We start from the raw sequence: 17,418 nt of genomic DNA, 5'->3' as shown, positions 1-17,418 counted from the left end.
CTGCAAATTTTAAGGGGGGGGATAATACAGGAAATAAACAGCAGAAAAATATCCTAGCAAGGAGTAAAAATGAAAGCCTTAGTCGCATTTTTTAGCGCAAGCGGTATCACAAGGGAAATTGCTTTAGCCTTAGCAGAGGTGGCAGATGCAAAGCTTTATGAGATAATCCCTGCAGAGCCTTATTCTCAAGCGGATTTGGATTGGAGAGATGAGCAAAGCCGCAGCACAAAAGAGTGCAAAGACAAAGCCTCGCGCCCACAAATTGCTAAAAGCATAGAGATTTCAAGCTACGATACAATCTTTATTGGATTCCCTATTTGGTGGTATAGTGCGCCACAGATTATTTTCACATTTTTAGAATCCCACGATTTTAGTGGCAAAACCATCGTGCCTTTTTGCACAAGCGGTGGGAGTGATTTGAGCAATGCCCCACGCGATATGGCAAAGTGCGCTCCCAATGCGATTTTCAAAGAGGGCAGACGCTTTAATTTTGGCACAAGCAAGGCAAAACTCAAAAAATGGCTTGAGGGTTTAGGAATTGCATAATATTAAAATGCAATTTAAATTTTATTTCCCCTTGACAAATACCAAGTGTCAGGCTTTATAATGTCATTTTATCTTTTCAATAAAGGAGGTGCAATGCAAAAAAATAAAGAATCACTAGAGCGCAGGGAGTTTCTCAAAACCTCTGCAAAATTAGGCATAGGAGCAAGTCTAGTGAGCATTAGTGGATTTGCCTTAAGTGCGTGTGATTCTAAAGGGGATTCTAAGCAAAATCCCAAAAACACGCAGAATCGAGCACAAAGCGGGAGCACAAAAGCCCCACAAAATCAAGGAGCAACAATGAATACAAATCCTCAAGTATGGTATATCACAGGTGCAAGTGGAGGTTTAGGCTTAGAACTTGCAAAATATCTTTTAAGCAAAGGCGATAAGGTTGCGGCAACTTCAAGGAAGCTTAACAATATAGAATCCAAACTTGGCAAAGAATACGCAAACTTCTTACCCTTAGAGCTTAGCTTTAATGGCGATATGAATGCCAAAATCGCCGCAAATTTAGAGGCAGTCAAAAAGAAATTTGGCAGATTGGGTAATGTCGTCAATAATGCAGGATATGGGCTTTTAGGCTTTGTAGAGGAAGTGAGCGAGAAGCAGCTTAGAGAGCAATTTGAGGTTAATGTTTTCGCACCCTTTTTAGTCGCGCAAAATGCCTTAAAGATAATGCGTCCTCAAAGTATCAAAGAGGGAGGCAGCACAGAGAACATTAAGGCGAGAATCTTTAATCTTAGCTCCATTGGGGGCTTTAGAGTATCTAATAACTCCACGCCTTATTGTATGAGTAAATTTGCCATTTCTGCGCTAAGCGAGGGCTTACTCCTTGATGTGAGCGAATATGGAATCCACACGATTAATGTAATGCCAGCGGGATTTCGCACAGAGTTTTTAGGCACAAGTATGGTTTTGGGTGATAAGGAAGTGAGTGATTATGAGGCAAGACGCAAAGCATTTTTGGATAGAAGTGCAAATTATAGTGGCAAACAAGCGGGCAATCCGCAAAAATTTGCAGAGATTCTCTATGATGTCTCACGAATGCAAAAACCGCCTTTTAGTCTCTTTATGGGTGAGGCAGCGTTTAAGAGTGCGGAGAATAAAATCGCGTGGGTAAGTGAGGATATTAAGGCTACACAAGGCTATGCAGGAGCTGCTGACTTTAGCGATTCTGCAGGAAGTGCGTTTGATAAGAGATAACAAAATGATGAAAGCCTTGCTTTAAGCATACGAGGTAGAAAATACACGCCAGAGTTTTGCTTTGATACCAATCTTTATAAAAACATCGCACAAAAGGAAGTTATCGCGCTCGTTTTTGAAATAGGATTTTAGAATCCTAGAAAAACTCCCTAATAAGTAATTGAGTGGAGAGGGCAAAGCACACGCATATTACAATCGGGCGGATAATCCTTGCTCCGTGCTTTATTGCAAGGCGTGCCCCAAAGCTTGCACCGATGATTTGTCCCACACACATAATAATGCCTAGAATCCAAAGCACATTGCCTCCGAGTATGAAAAACAAAGTAGAGGCGATGTTGATACTAAAAACAATCCAACGCGAATGCGCTAAGGCTTTGCTAAGTCCATAACCACCAATACTTACAAGCAGAGCTAAGATGAAAGAGCCAATCCCAATGCCTAAGAATCCTCCATATAATCCTGCTATTGCGATGCTTATAAACAAAAAGATTTTATGAGGATTTTTGGCTCTGTCCTCCTCGCTAATGTTTGGAGAGAGTAAGAAATATGCGCCTACTGCTATCATCACAAAAGGCAAGATTTTTGAGAGCAAAGCAATCTCTATAAATTGCACTAAAATCGCGCCCGATGCTCCAAAGAGCAGTGCAATTATCATTACCGCACGACTTTCTTTCATATCCACCAAACCTTGATGATAATAATGTGCTGCGCTGACGAATGAGCCTACACAGGCTTGAAGCTTATTTGTCGCTAAGGCTTGGATGGGATTTAGTCCGCTTACAAGCAATAAGGGCATTGTTATCATTCCTGCTCCGCCAGAGAGTGAGCCTACAACCCCGCCTACAATAGAAGCAATAAAGAAGAGAGGATAAAAATACAGAGCTATGCCTTCAAATGTAGGGGTTGTAAATGTAGCCATTGTGAATAAATCTAAGCTCATATTTCTCCTTATTAAAGTATCACTTTCTTATGTTGGCAAAAATCAAAATCTTTGCATTATATACTAAATTTTATTTGAAAAAAGGCATTTGCAAATCTTGAATATTTTCTTTCACCCCTTGACAAATACTTAGTATCAGGCTGTATAATTACACAATCTATTTTACAAACAAGGAGGATTCTATGAAATCGTATTGAAGTTTTCAAGACATAGAATGTTTAGTAAATCTGTAATATCATCGTAAATTTTACTCACTTGCGTTGTTTGAGAGTTGAACTTGTTTTCTTGTGTGAACTTCGCTATCTCCTTAAGTGTAAAGCTATCTTTAGAGTTTAGCACACCCATAATTTACTTTTATTCTCCTAAGCTTAAACTCTAACACCTGCGTCACATAATCATTCACTGCACTCTTACTTGCTAAAAATCCTCTACAAACGTTCTGCCAGCCAATAGCCACTCATTATCACAATACCAAGAATCTTTTAAGTATCTTAGAATACCCTTATGATATATTGTTCATTCTAAACAAAAAACCGATTATTATCATTATTTTATTTAAATTTTGAATAAAATTACCACTTTTGTTAAATATATGATTATAAGTTTTGGATTCTAAGCCCCCTATCCAATTTCCCTTAATTTAGAAAGACATTCAAAATTGTTCTTGATGAAGCACGAATCTGCTTAAATCTCTCTAATGACAATTTAATATTTGCAGACTATAATTTTGTCTTTAAATTCTTGTAACTATCTTTAGGGATTCCAATGTTTATTTTCAATCCTCTTTGGACAATTTTTATTTTACTTATGGGTGGATATATTGCTAAACTTATCGGGGTTTTAAAGCAAAAGCAATCCCGCACACTTTTAGATTTCGCCGTTACTTTTACAATCCCTTGCTTAATTTTTGATGGCATTTATCATCTTCAGCTTGATATGACTTTAACTTTATTGATTCTCACGGGACTTTTGTCTAGTTTATTCGCTGGAATGATTGCAGTTTCAGTTGGATATCTCGCCTCTTTTTCACGCTCTACGCTCATTAGTATGTTTTTACTCTCTTCTTTTGGAAACACTCTCTTTATTGGGATTCCTGTGATTGTTGGAATCTATGATACGAGCTTTATAGGAAAAGTTGTATTTTATGACGCTTTAGCAACAGCTCTACCCTTTTCACTCCTTGCACCCTTTATCTTATCTCTTGGGGGCAATCAGCCTCTAAGTCTCTTTCAAAACCTCAAGCGCATTATGATTTTCCCGCCTTTTATTGCACTAACACTTGGATTTTTGTGCAAAGTCATTGAATTACCAGATTTTATTTTTGGTCCTATTCGTGCATTAGGCAACGCAACCACAGCCGTAGCACTATTTGCTATTGGGCTTGGGCTTGGGTTTGGCACAATTAAAAATTCTTATAAATCCGCGACAATTGTTATTTTATGCAAAACACTCATTACACCTTTTTTGTTTATTGGAATCCTAAAGATCTTTAATGTAGAATTTAGTTCCAATAGTATTATTGCAATTTTGGAATCTTCTATGCCGACAATGGCACTTGCTGGCGCAATGATTATCAGAGCAAAACTAGATTCAAATCTTGCAGTCAGCGCAATAGCCTTTGGAATCCTATTTTCTTTTGTTTCTATTCCGCTTCTTTGCTCTATTTTACTTTGAGGATACAATTACACATTCCCAATGAATTTGTCCAACAAACACGCAAAATTTAAAAATTTTTTAATAATTATTGTAGCATAATAAAAAATATCTAAAAAAGGCTTGTTATGAAAAACAGAATCGTTGTAGCAACAGATTTTTCGCAGAGTAGTTTAACTGCACTTACAAAGGCTATGTTCTTAGCTAAGAAGCAAAAATACACGCTTGATGTTGTGCATATTGTAGAATATTCCATTTTCCACGACCCTAAAAAAGATAAAAAAGTTGGTAAAGAGGCACTTGCTAAATTTATCGCCGATAATTTTCCAAAGCCGGAAGTGGAAATCTCTCAATTTTGCTATGTTGGCACAATCCATAAAGAAATCAACAAACACGCTAGAGAACGCGAATGTCGTTTATTGCTTGTAGGGGCAACTGGTGAAACGCAATATTTAACAGAAGTTTTACTAGGTTCAGTAACTAAAAAGATTATTCGTAAATCTGAAATCCCTGTCCTTGTAACCAAAAACGAAGCGCTTCCGGATTATGTAAATATTTTTTCTCCAACTGATTTTTCAGACAATTCCCTAAAACTTGCTAAAACAACAAGAAAATTTTTCCCAGAAGCTAATTTTGTGTTCTATCATATGATTTCACGCCCTTTTGAATTGCGCTTAGGTCGTTATGGTGCAGATGAGGAACAAATTTCTAAGTTTAACAAAAGCGCAGAAGAAGAAGCAAGAGGATATTCTAAGAAATTTTTAGGTAATTTATCTGGTAAAAATGAAATGGTGCTTGATAGCGGGATTCTCTCTTATACTCGTCTTCTAAGTGTGGCAGAATCCAAAAATGTTTCCCTCATTGCTTTACCAACAAGTGGGCAAGTCAGCTTTTTTGCGCTAGATGTATTGCAAAACTCCAATGTAGATGTGCTAATTTGGAAATTTTAATCTAATTTTGAAATTTAAGCTACAAATTCAAATCTTGTGGCTTTATACTAGAATATTTCTGCATCTAACTTCGCAATTGCAAGATTTATTCTAGCTCCAACAAAGGCAATTTATGCAAAATCTCTCTCCGCCTTTGTTTTTCAATCTTAAAGAACGTTTAATCTTTTGTGGGTTTTTATGCCTCATTTTATGTTTCACACTTGGTTTTAAATTCTATCAATTCCAAACCTTAAAATCTCAAAATAACCCCCAAATTACCGCACAAGTCCTGTTACAATACACAAAAACCAAAAATGATAAAAACTATTTTGTATTAAAGTTAAAAAGTGATTTCGGCACTTTTTATACAACTTCACAAGAGGATTTGCGGGACTTGAAATACCGCTTTCTAGCCTTACGCATTATATTAGATAAAATTTCTTTTATAGAATTTCTACGCGGATTCTATGCTCCTAGCTTCAATCTAATTTTACTCTCAAATCAAGACTTTAGAACACCTTTAAGAAAAGCAATTTTAAATCAACACAATACACAACTTATGGGCGAATATTATTTAACACTCTTTCTCTCTGATAGTCTGCCACAAGCTTGGCGAAGCTTGGCTCAAAGCTATGGTATTGCACACATTTTTGCTATCTCTGGATTTCATACCGGAATCCTAAGTGCTGTGGGGTTTTTTATTTTGGGATTCCTTTATAAGCCCTTGCATCAACGATTTTTTCCTTATCGTAATGCTTTTTTTGATTTAGGATTCTTAGTCCTCTTGGGATTAATTGCCTATTATTTCTTACTCACACAATCGCCCTCCTATCTACGCGCTATAACAATGAGTGGCATAGCATTCTTTTTATTGTGGCGCGGATTAGATGTCTTGCAAATAGAATCTTTTATATGGTGCATTCTCGCCTTGCTTGCGTTTTCCCCGCAACTGATTTTTTCTGCGGGATTTTATTTTTCTTGTTTGGGTGTTTTATATATTTTTCTGTTTTTTAAATACTTCCAAGTCCCCAAAACCATTGCTACTAGATTCTTATATGGTGCATTTTTAAATGCTTCAACCTTTTTTCTAATGGGAATCGTAATCTATTATTTTTTCCCTTATTTCTCACCTTTATCACTCTTTTCCCTTGTTATCACTCCGCTTTTTGTATTTTACTATCCCTTAGAATTATTGCTTCACCTATTCGGTATGGGTGGGCTTTTGGATTCCATACTCCTTGAATGGGTCAGTTTAAAAACATATACAATACTCCTAAAACCTGATATTTTATGGTTTATATTATGCAATATACTGACATTTTTAGCCGTCTTTTACTTTCGTGCTTTTCTTGCCCTTTTAATCCTTAATTTAGCCTATTATGGTTATGGAATCTATTTGTATTTTTATGGATTTTAGGCTAAAATGCAAGGATTATTTGAATTTAAGGCTTGGATTGTGAATATTATTGTTTCAAAAATCAGCAAAGGTCTTCTTGCGATTCTGCCCTTTTTGTTACTTTTTTGGATTTTTTCTTTTGTCTATGAATTTTGCGCTAAAATCTTTTATTCTATTTTTGGAATCACCAATGCCAATCTTTTCATCACAATTTTAATCTTTATTCTAAGCCTTGCTTTACTCTATTATATCGGACTATTAGTAGAAAAGAATAAAGAAGTTCTGCTTATTAAAATCACAGAAATGATTATCGGTAAGATTCCATTTGTCAAAAGCGTTTATTCTGGAATCAAAGAGGTTTTAAGTATCTTTTTAGGCAAAAACAAAGAGGGATATTTAGGTGTTGCGTATGTCCATATTGGTAATATGGAACTCATAGGATTCATTACCAAAGAAGAAGGCGATAATTTTTGGGTTTTCGTGCCAACAACCCCTAATCCCACTTCAGGATTCCTTTTAAAACTCCCAAAAGACCAAATAAAACTTTCAGATTTATCTGTAAGTGATGGATTCAAAAAGCTTATTTCTTTAGGTGTGAAATAAATGCAATTCCAACAAAAATTAAAAGACTTAAGCGAACTTGTAATGTTTCAGCATAGTATTTTTTCTATGCCCTTTATTTTTATCGCTATTCTTGTGGCAGCAAATGGTTGGTTTGGCTGGAAATTATTAATTTTTGGCATTATTGCAAGTATTAGCGCGAGGAATTTTGCTATGGCATTTAATCGCTATGCAGATCGCAAATTTGACCGCACGAACCCTCGCACTAAAAACCGCCCAAGTGTAGATGGCAGAATCTCACCCAAAGTAATTTTACTATTTATGTATATTAATGCTGCAATTTTTATATTTATAGGCTATCTTATCAACGATTTATGTTTTTATCTTTCTATTCCTATTTTAATTATTCTTGCAAGCTACTCCTTAATGAAACGTTTCTCAAGTTTGGCACATCTTGTATTGGGATTATCCTTAGGACTTGCACCTATTGCAGGCGTTGCAGCAACAAGTGGTGAGATTCCATTGTGGAGCATTTATTTATGCTTTGGCGTGCTATTTTGGGTCGCTGGGTTTGACTTGCTTTATGCCTTACAAGATATTGAACACGATAAAAAAGAGGGGTTGCATTCTATTCCTAGTGTGTTTGGTGTTACAAAAACCTTATGGATTTCACGTTTTTTCCATTTACTCACACTCGTTTTTTGGGGATTGTTTATTATAGAATCCCATCGTGGTTTTTGGGTATGGATTGGACTTGGGATTTCAGCTATTGCGTTAGGTGTTGAGCAATACTTGGTTTCTAAAAATTTTCATCATATTCCACGTGCATTTTTTACAATTAATGCTTATCTTGGAATCGCATTTTTAGGATTTTGTATTTTAGACTTAATGGCTTAGATATGGAAAATTTCGTTAAAAGTCGTCTCATTAATACTGCTTTAAAAATTGAGTTTGATAAAGCATATATTAATGCAGAATCTTATGCTTTGGAATTTAACAAACTCACACAAAACGATGAAGACCCTATTGGCGAATGGTTGCGTTTAATGCGTGCAAAAAAGGGGAATTTAGAGGGTGAAAATGCAATCATTTTAGAACTTTTAGTAGAAATTTATCGCAAAATAGAATCGTTAGAAACCCATATAGAAGGCAATACTAAAGATTATGTACCATTAGAAAACAAAGCCACTATTCACACAATTGGACACGGCTGTTTTGCCATTTTGGATTCAAACCTTTCAGAAAACACGCTTTATTATGGTAGAATAGAACTTCCAACTTTTCCTACTCGGATTGTGCCTGTCTATTTTATTTATCATTCAGAACTTGCTTGGATTGAGCAAATCCATACAAGAGATGAAATTGAATGGGACGGATATGTAGCAGGAAAGGAACGTGCGCTAATTCGCTCACTTAAACTCAACAAAAAGGCAAGTGATGATAAATGATGCAAATCTACTTCTATGGGGTGGAATCGGGATTGCAATCGTCTTTATTTTATTGATTGTATATTTATATTTAAAAGAAGGAGAAAGTGCCAAACGTTCGCGCCGCTATGAAAAATCTATTGAAGAGCTAAACAAAGAAGTTTATCGTTTGCAAAAAAGAATCAAGGAACAAGAAAATGAGCTAGAACACTTCAAAACTAGCATTAAAGCGCAAATTTATCAAGATACACGTTTAGAAATCAAAAATCTGCTTGATACTAACCTGCATACACAAATAACGCCTATCAAAGTAGAAATGGAATCCCTAAAGACACAATGGAATGATTATAAAAATAACCTTTCTGATATAGAAGAATTGGAAAATAAAATCTTCCGATTAGAAGAGAGGATAAAAGAATTTACCTACACTCCAAGCAACCCTACAAATATTGATGAGGGAAGAATTATTGCAATGTTTAAAGATGGTTGGAGCGTAGATTCCATTGCAAAAGAGTTACGTATTGGCAAGGGTGAAGTGGAATTTACACTTAAATTCGCTAATTTGAATTAAGGGGAAGTAATGGATTTTCGTGTGCCTGCGACAAGCGCGAATCTAGGACCGGGTTTTGATAGCTTGGGACTTGCTTTGGAACTTTATAATCTTTTTAACCTAAAACCCTCCAAATTTACCTCTATTCAAATTCACGGGGAAGGCGCAAAGAATCCTAAACTACGAGTAGATAATGTATTTGTTAGAATTTTTAATGAACAGCTAAAAAAATTAATTGGCAAAACTTTACCTTTCAAATTTACTTTTGATAATTCAATTCCAATTTCAAGAGGTTTAGGAAGTAGTTCAGCTGTAATTATCGGAGCTATTAGTGCAGCCTTTAAAGTCGCAGAGATTCCATTGGATAAACAAAAAATTTTAAATCTAGCTTTACATTATGAATCACACCCAGATAATATCACTCCTGCTTGTATGGGCGGATTCAATGCTTGTATGCTCACACAACATAACCGTGAAGTGCGTTTTGTGCAATCCCCTCTGCCCGATTTTATTCAAGCAGTTGTCGTAATCCCAAATCAATCCATCTCCACCCATTTATCGCGCCAAACTCTACCAAAAAAATATAGCCAAAAAGATGCCGTATTCAATCTTTCTCACTCAAATGTTTTAACAAGTGCTTTTATCACTCAAAAGTTTGAATTATTGCGCGAAGCGAGTATGGATAGATTTCATCAATACTATCGTATGAAGCAAATTCCACTGCTCTTTGAAGTCCAAAAATGCGCTCTTTCTTATGGTGCGTTAATGAGTACGCTTTCTGGCAGTGGTTCAACTTTTTTTAATTTATGTTACAAAGAAGATAGTGCGCAATTACATAAGTCCTTAAGTCAAAAATTTCCAAGACTCAAAATCTTAACACTAAATTTTGATAATCTTGGCGTTGTTTTTGATGATGAATTTAAGCTTTAGCTTGTTATAATTAAAATTTTATGTCTAATCCGATTAGAATGTGTATCGTATGTAGAGGTCGCTTTCCACAAGCACAATTAATCCGTTTGCAATGCAAGGATTCTGCATTAACAAGTTTCAATGGCATAGGGAGAAGTTTTTATCTTTGTTTGCATTGCAAAGAAACGTCAAAAACTAGCGATTGCATCGCAAAAATTTGTAAATTGGATAAAAAACACAAAGAAATGATTAAATTTGCATTAAAGGAGATTTTTCTATATGGATAAAATCCGTATTAGTGAGATTGCTAAGGAGCTAGGCAAGACTAGCAAGGAAGTGCTACAAAAAGCCCAAGAACTAGGTTTTGAATCCAAAACGGCTTCAAGCAGTGTTACAACAGAACAAGCAAGTGTCTTATACAACTATATCTTGTCCGGCGTTAATCCCATCACAGAATCCATAGCAAAAAATTCTAAAGAAAGTAAAAAAAATGTTGAAGCTAAAGAGCCTACCGAAAAAGTAAAACATAAAATACAAAAAAAGGACCAAGAAAAAACAAAATCTTCCACTTCAAAAACAACAGCTAAAAGCACTTCTTCCAAAGCCAAAAAAGACTCTATTAAAAACAATCAAAAATCTGACCCAAAAATACAAGAAGAAATTCAAAAGGTTATTCAAGAGTTCCAAGATGTTCTACCAAATGAAATAAACAGCTTTTCCCAAGAATCTTTCATAGAGGCTAAACTAGAATCTGAAAAAACAAAGATTGATGCAAAAGATATTAAGGCATCTGTTCAAATCTCTCAAGAAAATCCTGCTATTAAACGCACAGGATTGAGAATCGTTAAAAAACGTGATATTCGTGAAAATGAAGAAACGCCAAAATTAGAGAATCGTAAAGAATCTCCACGCACTTTACAGGACTTATTAGGCAACCTAGAAGAGAATCAAAAACACAGCAAAGATAAAAAAAGGAAAAAGGAAAAAGGAAATACACATACAAGTAAAAATCTAGGACAACAAAAAATAGATTTGCTAGATAATAGAGAGTTTTATAGCTCTAATGATGATGAGGAAGAAGATATTATTTTGTTTGACTTAAGCGTGCAAGATGAACGCAATATGGAAGAAGAAGATAATGAACGCAAAGCCACCACAGAGCGTATCAAGATTCAAAGGCATAATCCCTTTATGGAACAGGGTAGCACACGTAGATCTAGTCGTAAAAAAGCTCCAAAAGTGCAAAAGGTTGAAGAAGCCATCAGTGGGATCGTTAAAATCCATGAAGAAATTCGCGCCTATGAATTTGCTGAAAAAATTGGAAGAAGCATAGGGGAAGTCATCAAAGTGCTTTTTTCTCTTGGAATGATGGTAACAAAAAATGACTTTTTAGAAAAAGATGCAATTGAAATTCTAGCTGAAGAATTTGGAATCCAAATTGAACTTATTAATAATGCAGAAGAGCTAGATTATACGCAACTAGATGAAAAAGAAGAAAGCGAAAAAGACCTGTTAGCGAGAGCGCCTGTTGTTACGATTATGGGACACGTGGATCACGGCAAGACTTCTTTGTTAGACTATATTAGAAATACCAAAATAGCACACGGGGAAGCAGGCGGAATCACACAGCATATTGGTGCTTATACAATTAATAAAAATGGCAAACAAATTACTTTTATTGACACACCAGGACACGAGGCATTTAGTGAAATGCGTGCAAGAGGGGCGCAAGTAACTGATATTGCAATTATTGTAATTGCCGCAGATGATGGTGTGAAACCTCAAACAATTGAGGCTTTAAATCACGCTAAAGCGGCAAATGCCCCTATTATTATCGCGGTCAATAAAATTGACAAGCCAGAGGCGAATCCAGACAAGCTTAAAGCAGAAGCTGCGGAGCTTGGTTTCACTCCATTGGAATGGGGTGGAACTTATGAATTTGTGCATATTTCAGCCAAGAGTGGCGAAGGAATTGATGATTTATTAGAAACCATTTTATTGCAAGCAGAAATTTTGGAGCTTAAAGCCAATCCAAACAAATCTGCACGTGCCATTGTGATTGAAAGTAGTCTTGAAAAAGGCAAAGGACCTGTTGCAACATTGATTGTTCAAAACGGAACTTTACAGATAGGGGATAGTATTATCGCTGATACTGCATTTGGACGTGTCCGTGCCATTAGTGATGATATGGGCAAGTCTATTAGCAAAATTCCTCCATCAGGTGTTGGAGTTATCACAGGATTAAATGAAGTGCCTCCTGCTGGTTCTATTTTACTTGCAGTAGAAAACGATAATATTGCAAGAGATTATGCACAAAAACGTGCTGCACACTTGCGTCAAAAAGAACTCTCGCATTCTACAAAAGTCTCTTTTGATGAACTTAGCTCTATGGTTGCCCAAGGACAACTTAAAAGTCTGCCTGTGATTATCAAAGCAGATACACAGGGTAGTTTAGAGGCAATTAGGGGTAGTTTAGAAAAACTGCAAAATGAAGAAGTCAAAGTTAATATTATTCACAAAGGAGTTGGTGGAATCACAGAAAGTGATTTAGCCCTAGCTGGAGCAAGCACAAACTGCATTATCTTAGGATTTAATGTTCGTCCAACAGGAAGCGTAAAAAATAAAGCCAAAGAATTGGGAATCCAAATCAAAACCTATTCAATCATTTACGCACTCCTTGATGATATTAAAGCCTTGCTTGGTGGCTTACTCTCGCCTGTTTTAGAAGAAGAAAACACAGGACAAGCTGAAGTACGTGAGACTTTCAATATCGCCAAAGTTGGAACGATTGCAGGTTGTTTTGTAACTGATGGCGTAATCCAAAGAGGAATCAAAGTGCGCTTAATTCGCAATGGCGTTGTAATTCATAATGGTAATATTCTTTCACTTAAACGTTTCAAAGATGATACGCGTGAAGTAGCTAAAGGCTTTGAATGTGGAATTATGTTAGAAAATTACAACGATATTCAAATAGGCGATGTCTTTGAAACCTACAAAGAAGTAGAAAAACAAAGGACGCTTTAATGCGAGATATAAAGCTTGCTCGTGCACAATCCCTATTAAAAGAAATTTTGCCAAGCGCATTAGCCAACCTTAATGATATGCGTTTGAATGCTTTAAATGTAGTAGATGTAAAATGTTCGCGTGGAAAATATTTTGCCGAAGTTTTTTTAAATGCTCCTTTTGCAACTAAGCAAGAAAAATTGGAGATTCTCTCTCAACTCAAAAAGGCACACGGAATCATCAAAGAATATTGTTTAGAAGAAACAGGTTGGTTTCGTTGTCCAGACTTTAAGTTTAGCTTTGATACAACCTTAGAGCAAGAAAATCGCTTAGACAAAATATTTGACACAATTCAAAAAGAGCGTGAAAGCAAACAAAAGGAATATTAATGACGCTTGTTCCTGATTTAGAGGATAAAATCAAAAAATTAGTAGAAAGTTTAGGTTTTATACTTTATGATATTCTAAGTGTAAAAGAGAATGAAAATGAAATCTTACGCATTTGTATTACAAAGCCAAATACAAAAGAAAATGATAATATAACTCTTGAAGACTGCCAAGAAGTCAGTCTGTCTCTTTCGCCTCTCTTAGATGTCGAAATGCTAACTTCTAAAAAGTATTTTTTAGAAGTTAGCTCCCCTGGCATTGAGCGCATACTTAAAAATCAGACACATTATAAAAGTGCTATAGGAGAACTTGTAAAAATTAAAACGTTGGATAAACAAGAATTTAGAGGCAAATTGCTGCAAGTAAATGAAAATGCTCTTATTCTAGAAAATAATCAAATAATTCTACTAGACTCTATTAAAAAAGCTCAAACTTATTTTGAATGGTGAAAGCAAAAGATTGCAAAGCATAGAGAAAGATGAATTTTACTTAAATCTTTGCCTGCAAAATGCTTGGCAGAACCAAATCCTAACTCTACCCAATCCATCAGTTAGTGCGCTCGTATTAGATAAATATGGGGCAATCATCAGCTTGGAATCCCATCAAGAATGCGGCAAACCACACGCCGAAGTGCTTGCATTGCAAAAAGCCTATGTAAATTTAAGCGGTGATGATGCAATTTTATTATTAAAAGATTCTGCACAAATCCATAACTATTTGATACAACATTCTAAAAATCTCTTTCGCGATTCTACCATTTATGTAAGTTTGGAACCTTGTAGTAGTTTAAAATGTGGTGAAACTCCCTCGTGCGCAACATTATTAAAGACAATAAAGATAAAACGTGTCGTCATTGCCGCTCAAGATATTCATAAACAAGCAAAAGGAGGAGCAGAAGAGCTAGAACAATGTGGAATCTCTGTAACCAAAGCTTGGAAATCAAAAAACTTGACATCTATTAATCATAAAGCTAATCACCTCTTGCTTCCTTTCAAATCCTTGCAGACAAAAGAGCGTTTTATACTTTATAAATATGCTTGTAGGTTAGATGGGAGTATCAATGGTGGGCAGATTAGCTCCAAAGCCGCTCAAGAACAAATACACAATTATCGGACAAGAGCTAATTCTCTACTCATCTCTGGCAAAACTATCAGAATAGATAAACCAATCCTTGATACACGATTTGCAACATTAAATTCTAAAGACACTCCTAATGTGACAATCTTAACAAATGATAAAAATTTTCCTAGAGTTGCTCCACTTTTTAATGTGTCAAATAGAGAAGTAAAAATAGTACACAATGTGGATTCCTTATTGCACGATGCAAAAGGATTTATAATTTGTGAGGGCGGTGCAGGGCTATTTGAAACACTGCAACCTCACATTGATATGCTTCTTATAATCCTAAACCCAAGCATCAATACAAAATTTAGCCTTTCTATGCGACTTAATCAATCTTTCCACTTTGCTCATAGTATGCAAGTAGGAGAAGATTTATTCCTATGGCTCCTGCCAAAACAAATATAATTACCAATAATTATTGCTAGAGAGCAGGTATTCTTTCTGCTTATTTCTTTTAGCCTTATTGGCGCAAAAACAAGCCTAAGAAAACCTTGCTATTTCTTTTGTTGTTTGGCTTCTAAACTTTCTTCTACAACAAATTCTTTTTTTAGTTTATCTAAAGTTTTACTTCCAAACCCCTTGACATTTCCCAACTCCTCAACAGATTGAAAAGGCTTTTTAGACCGATAATCAATAATAGCTTGTGCTTTTGCCTCACCAACTCCCTTGACACTCATCAACTCTTCTTTGCTTGCTGTATTAAGATTTACTGCACCAAATAACCACGAAGCGATAAATAACCACATTGCTAAAACTTTCATTTTATCTCCTTAATTTAGTAATATCAAATTTTACCTCATTAAAAAGAAATTTTTATCATTTTATTATAAATACATAAAAACAAATTTATTCAAATATTACTAAAAGAAACATTATTTTTGCGTTTTTATCATTAAATCAACCTATAATCATAAGGAATCTAAAATAGCACTCAAATCAAGACTTTATTTATACATAATTATTGATGAAATGAATCACGGGATTCTAAGATTTTAGGTGAGATTATCACACTTATTGAACCAAACAAGAGAATCTGGAGTGATGAGGAGCTATTTGGTGAGCCAAAGAATCTCTAGAAAAGATGAATGCAAGAATTGAATTTTGCTTGAAAAGGACACACATTAAAATGAATATAAAAAGGTTAGAAAGCCTCCGATCCATTATTTACCAAAAAGATTATTCCACTTTTACGGGAGTATTTATATGATGATTGTGCCTAGATTGAAGCAATGCTTAATGGTAATGGAATGAGAAAATTTTCAAAAATTTGTGATGACACTAACTAGATAACACAAACAACAATGAAGCAAAAACACCTTGTGTATCGTCTAGCAGCAAAGATTTGGTGTAAGTAAAATTAAGCGACTTATTGAAAAAATTGCAAAACTTGCCATTGTGATAAGGTTTGCAAAAGTTTTGATGAAGCACTCTACACATTTTTCGTGTGAATTTTGTATATTTGCCCCTTTCAAGATAAAATAATAGTATAAATCCTAACACTTAGTGTTTGTCAAGGGGAAAATAAGATTTTAAAATCTACAGCCCTACGCTCTTTGCCGCATCGCTATTGGGTGCGTATCTATCCCCTATGATGACAATCTTGCTTAGCTCCTTATTGATTTCTTTTAGCTCGTTAAGACTAAAGTGCAATAAACTTGCGTTAAGATTCTCCTCTAGTCTATGAATCTTGGTCGTCTCTGGGATTGGAATCACAAAGCTTTTGTTAGAGAGAATCCACGCTAAGGCGACTTGTGCGACACTTGCTGGTTTGCCATTGATACTTTTGCTCTGCGCTACTTTTTTGATAAACTCAATCACACTTTGATTTGCCTCTAGGGCTTCCTTGGTATAACGTGGCATAGACGCGCGGAAATCAAGCGTTTTGTGAAAAGTCGTGTTTTTATTAAAGTTTCCACCTAAAAATCCTCTATCAAGTGGAGAATAAGCGACAATCGTGATTCCTAGCTTTTGGCAAGTATCCATTATGCCATTTTGCTCTAAGTCGCGGAATGCCATAGAGTATTGACTCTGCATTGCCACAGGGGCAAAGACTTTGTGCGCCCTCTCTATTGTCTTAATCCCTGCTTCGCCTAACGCCCACGCCTTGATTTTGCCCATTTTGACTAAATCTTTCATCGTCCCTGCCACTTCCTCAATAGGCGTGTCAATATCCACTCTATGCTGCGTGTAGAGGTCAATACAATCCCTTTTTAAACGTTTCAAGCTCCCATCAACTGCGCGCATAATAGACTTGCGACTAGAATCTAGCTGTTGTTTGCCAAAGGGATAGTAAAAGCCAAATTTGGTATTGATGACGATTTTGTCTTTATAACCTTTCAAAGCCTCGCCGAGTAGCTCCTCATTGGTATGTGGTCCATACACTTCAGCGGTATCAAAGAATGTATATCCCAAATCCACCGCTTTATGCAGCAGCTTTATCATTTCTTTTTTATCCCTTGCAGGTCCGTGATTGGCACTCATTCCCATACAACCTAAGCCAATCGCGGAGACTTTTAAATCGCCAATTTTTCTTTGTGGAATCTCACGATTCTTTGTATTTGTGCTCTCTTTGCGTGCTTGAGTAGATTCTTTAGAATCTTTTGCAAACGCACTAGAGCTAAAAAATGCCATTGTAGCAAGTGCTGCACTTGTTTTTAGAAATTCTCGTCTTGAATCTTTTGCTGATTTTTCTTTCATTGTATTTCCTTGTATGTTTGTTATCATTTATTTACCTATTACTACAACGGCGCAATCTCATCAAGCGCACTTAGGGCGTTTAAGCTTCTAGGGTAG

The 17,418-nt window shown here is 35.7% G+C and carries 18 protein-coding genes; 14 read left to right on the top strand and 4 right to left on the bottom strand.

The features are described 5' to 3' along the window. Window positions 1–69: 69 nt before the first annotated feature. Entirely contained in the window at window positions 70–546 is a 477-nt protein-coding gene (locus Q0Y61_RS08575; RefSeq protein ID WP_297814196.1) for a flavodoxin, read from the top strand. 93 nt (window positions 547–639) lie between these two features. After that, on the top strand, window positions 640–1,749 hold the full coding sequence (locus Q0Y61_RS08570) for an SDR family NAD(P)-dependent oxidoreductase (RefSeq protein ID WP_297814195.1): 1,110 nt from the start codon (window positions 640–642) through the stop codon (window positions 1,747–1,749). Between the two features lie 136 nt (window positions 1,750–1,885). Here the strand turns inward: Q0Y61_RS08570 and Q0Y61_RS08565 are convergent, their stop codons facing one another. Continuing rightward, window positions 1,886–2,689 (bottom strand): TSUP family transporter, encoded by an 804-nt coding sequence (locus Q0Y61_RS08565; protein ID WP_297814194.1) that lies wholly within the window; start codon window positions 2,687–2,689, stop codon window positions 1,886–1,888. Window positions 2,690–2,869: 180 nt separating this feature from the next. Further along, window positions 2,870–3,034, bottom strand: coding sequence for a hypothetical protein (locus Q0Y61_RS08560; protein WP_297814193.1), 165 nt, complete (start codon window positions 3,032–3,034; stop codon window positions 2,870–2,872). 420 nt (window positions 3,035–3,454) lie between these two features. Here Q0Y61_RS08560 and Q0Y61_RS08555 point away from each other — a divergent pair, with 420 nt between their 5' ends. From Q0Y61_RS08555 to ribD, 12 genes are all read left to right on the top strand, one after another. After that, a complete protein-coding gene (locus tag Q0Y61_RS08555; protein WP_297814192.1) occupies window positions 3,455–4,363 on the top strand; it encodes an AEC family transporter in 909 nt (302 codons plus the stop codon). A gap of 107 nt (window positions 4,364–4,470) precedes the next feature. Next, window positions 4,471–5,292, top strand: a complete 822-nt coding sequence (locus Q0Y61_RS08550) for a universal stress protein (protein WP_297814191.1) — start codon at window positions 4,471–4,473, stop codon at window positions 5,290–5,292. Window positions 5,293–5,404: 112 nt separating this feature from the next. Then, on the top strand, window positions 5,405–6,688 hold the full coding sequence (locus Q0Y61_RS08545; RefSeq protein WP_297814190.1) for a ComEC/Rec2 family competence protein: 1,284 nt from the start codon (window positions 5,405–5,407) through the stop codon (window positions 6,686–6,688). Window positions 6,689–6,694: 6 nt separating this feature from the next. Next, on the top strand, window positions 6,695–7,270 hold the full coding sequence (locus Q0Y61_RS08540; RefSeq protein ID WP_297814189.1) for a DUF502 domain-containing protein: 576 nt from the start codon (window positions 6,695–6,697) through the stop codon (window positions 7,268–7,270). Continuing rightward, on the top strand, window positions 7,271–8,125 hold the full coding sequence (mqnP, locus tag Q0Y61_RS08535) for a menaquinone biosynthesis prenyltransferase MqnP (protein ID WP_297814188.1): 855 nt from the start codon (window positions 7,271–7,273) through the stop codon (window positions 8,123–8,125). It abuts the gene before it with no gap. A gap of 2 nt (window positions 8,126–8,127) precedes the next feature. Continuing rightward, window positions 8,128–8,676, top strand: a complete 549-nt coding sequence (locus Q0Y61_RS08530) for a hypothetical protein (RefSeq protein ID WP_297814187.1) — start codon at window positions 8,128–8,130, stop codon at window positions 8,674–8,676. After that, window positions 8,666–9,226: a hypothetical protein gene (locus Q0Y61_RS08525; protein ID WP_297814186.1), complete on the top strand. Its 561-nt coding sequence runs from the start codon at window positions 8,666–8,668 to the stop codon at window positions 9,224–9,226. The genes Q0Y61_RS08530 and Q0Y61_RS08525 overlap by 11 nt, the downstream gene beginning before the upstream one ends. Before the next feature lie 9 nt (window positions 9,227–9,235). Further along, window positions 9,236–10,135, top strand: a complete 900-nt coding sequence (gene thrB, locus Q0Y61_RS08520; RefSeq protein WP_297814185.1) for a homoserine kinase — start codon at window positions 9,236–9,238, stop codon at window positions 10,133–10,135. Window positions 10,136–10,393: 258 nt separating this feature from the next. Continuing rightward, window positions 10,394–13,138 carry a translation initiation factor IF-2 gene (infB, locus tag Q0Y61_RS08515; protein ID WP_297814184.1) on the top strand — a complete coding sequence of 915 codons (2,745 nt, stop codon included), beginning with the start codon at window positions 10,394–10,396 and terminating at the stop codon, window positions 13,136–13,138. Further along, a complete protein-coding gene (gene rbfA / locus Q0Y61_RS08510) occupies window positions 13,138–13,506 on the top strand; it encodes a 30S ribosome-binding factor RbfA (RefSeq protein WP_297814183.1) in 369 nt (122 codons plus the stop codon). The genes infB and rbfA overlap by 1 nt, the downstream gene beginning before the upstream one ends. Beyond that, window positions 13,506–13,952, top strand: coding sequence for a ribosome maturation factor RimP (rimP, locus tag Q0Y61_RS08505; protein WP_297814182.1), 447 nt, complete (start codon window positions 13,506–13,508; stop codon window positions 13,950–13,952). The genes rbfA and rimP overlap by 1 nt, the downstream gene beginning before the upstream one ends. A 10-nt stretch (window positions 13,953–13,962) precedes the next feature. Then, window positions 13,963–15,030: a bifunctional diaminohydroxyphosphoribosylaminopyrimidine deaminase/5-amino-6-(5-phosphoribosylamino)uracil reductase RibD gene (gene ribD, locus Q0Y61_RS08500; protein WP_297814181.1), complete on the top strand. Its 1,068-nt coding sequence runs from the start codon at window positions 13,963–13,965 to the stop codon at window positions 15,028–15,030. An 89-nt stretch (window positions 15,031–15,119) separates the two neighbouring features. On the opposite strand, the gene Q0Y61_RS08495 is transcribed toward ribD, so the two are convergent. Further along, the gene (locus tag Q0Y61_RS08495) at window positions 15,120–15,386 is read right to left on the bottom strand and encodes a helix-hairpin-helix domain-containing protein (RefSeq protein ID WP_297814180.1); all 267 of its coding nucleotides are present in this window, start codon (window positions 15,384–15,386) and stop codon (window positions 15,120–15,122) included. Window positions 15,387–16,161: 775 nt separating this feature from the next. Further along, window positions 16,162–17,322, bottom strand: a complete 1,161-nt coding sequence (locus Q0Y61_RS08490; protein WP_297814179.1) for an aldo/keto reductase — start codon at window positions 17,320–17,322, stop codon at window positions 16,162–16,164. Window positions 17,323–17,418 lie beyond the last annotated feature (96 nt).

The sequence above is a fragment of the uncultured Helicobacter sp. genome, from assembly GCF_947367035.1.
Taxonomy (GTDB): domain Bacteria; phylum Campylobacterota; class Campylobacteria; order Campylobacterales; family Helicobacteraceae; genus Helicobacter_D.
This window is presented reverse-complemented; position numbering and strand designations above follow the sequence as displayed.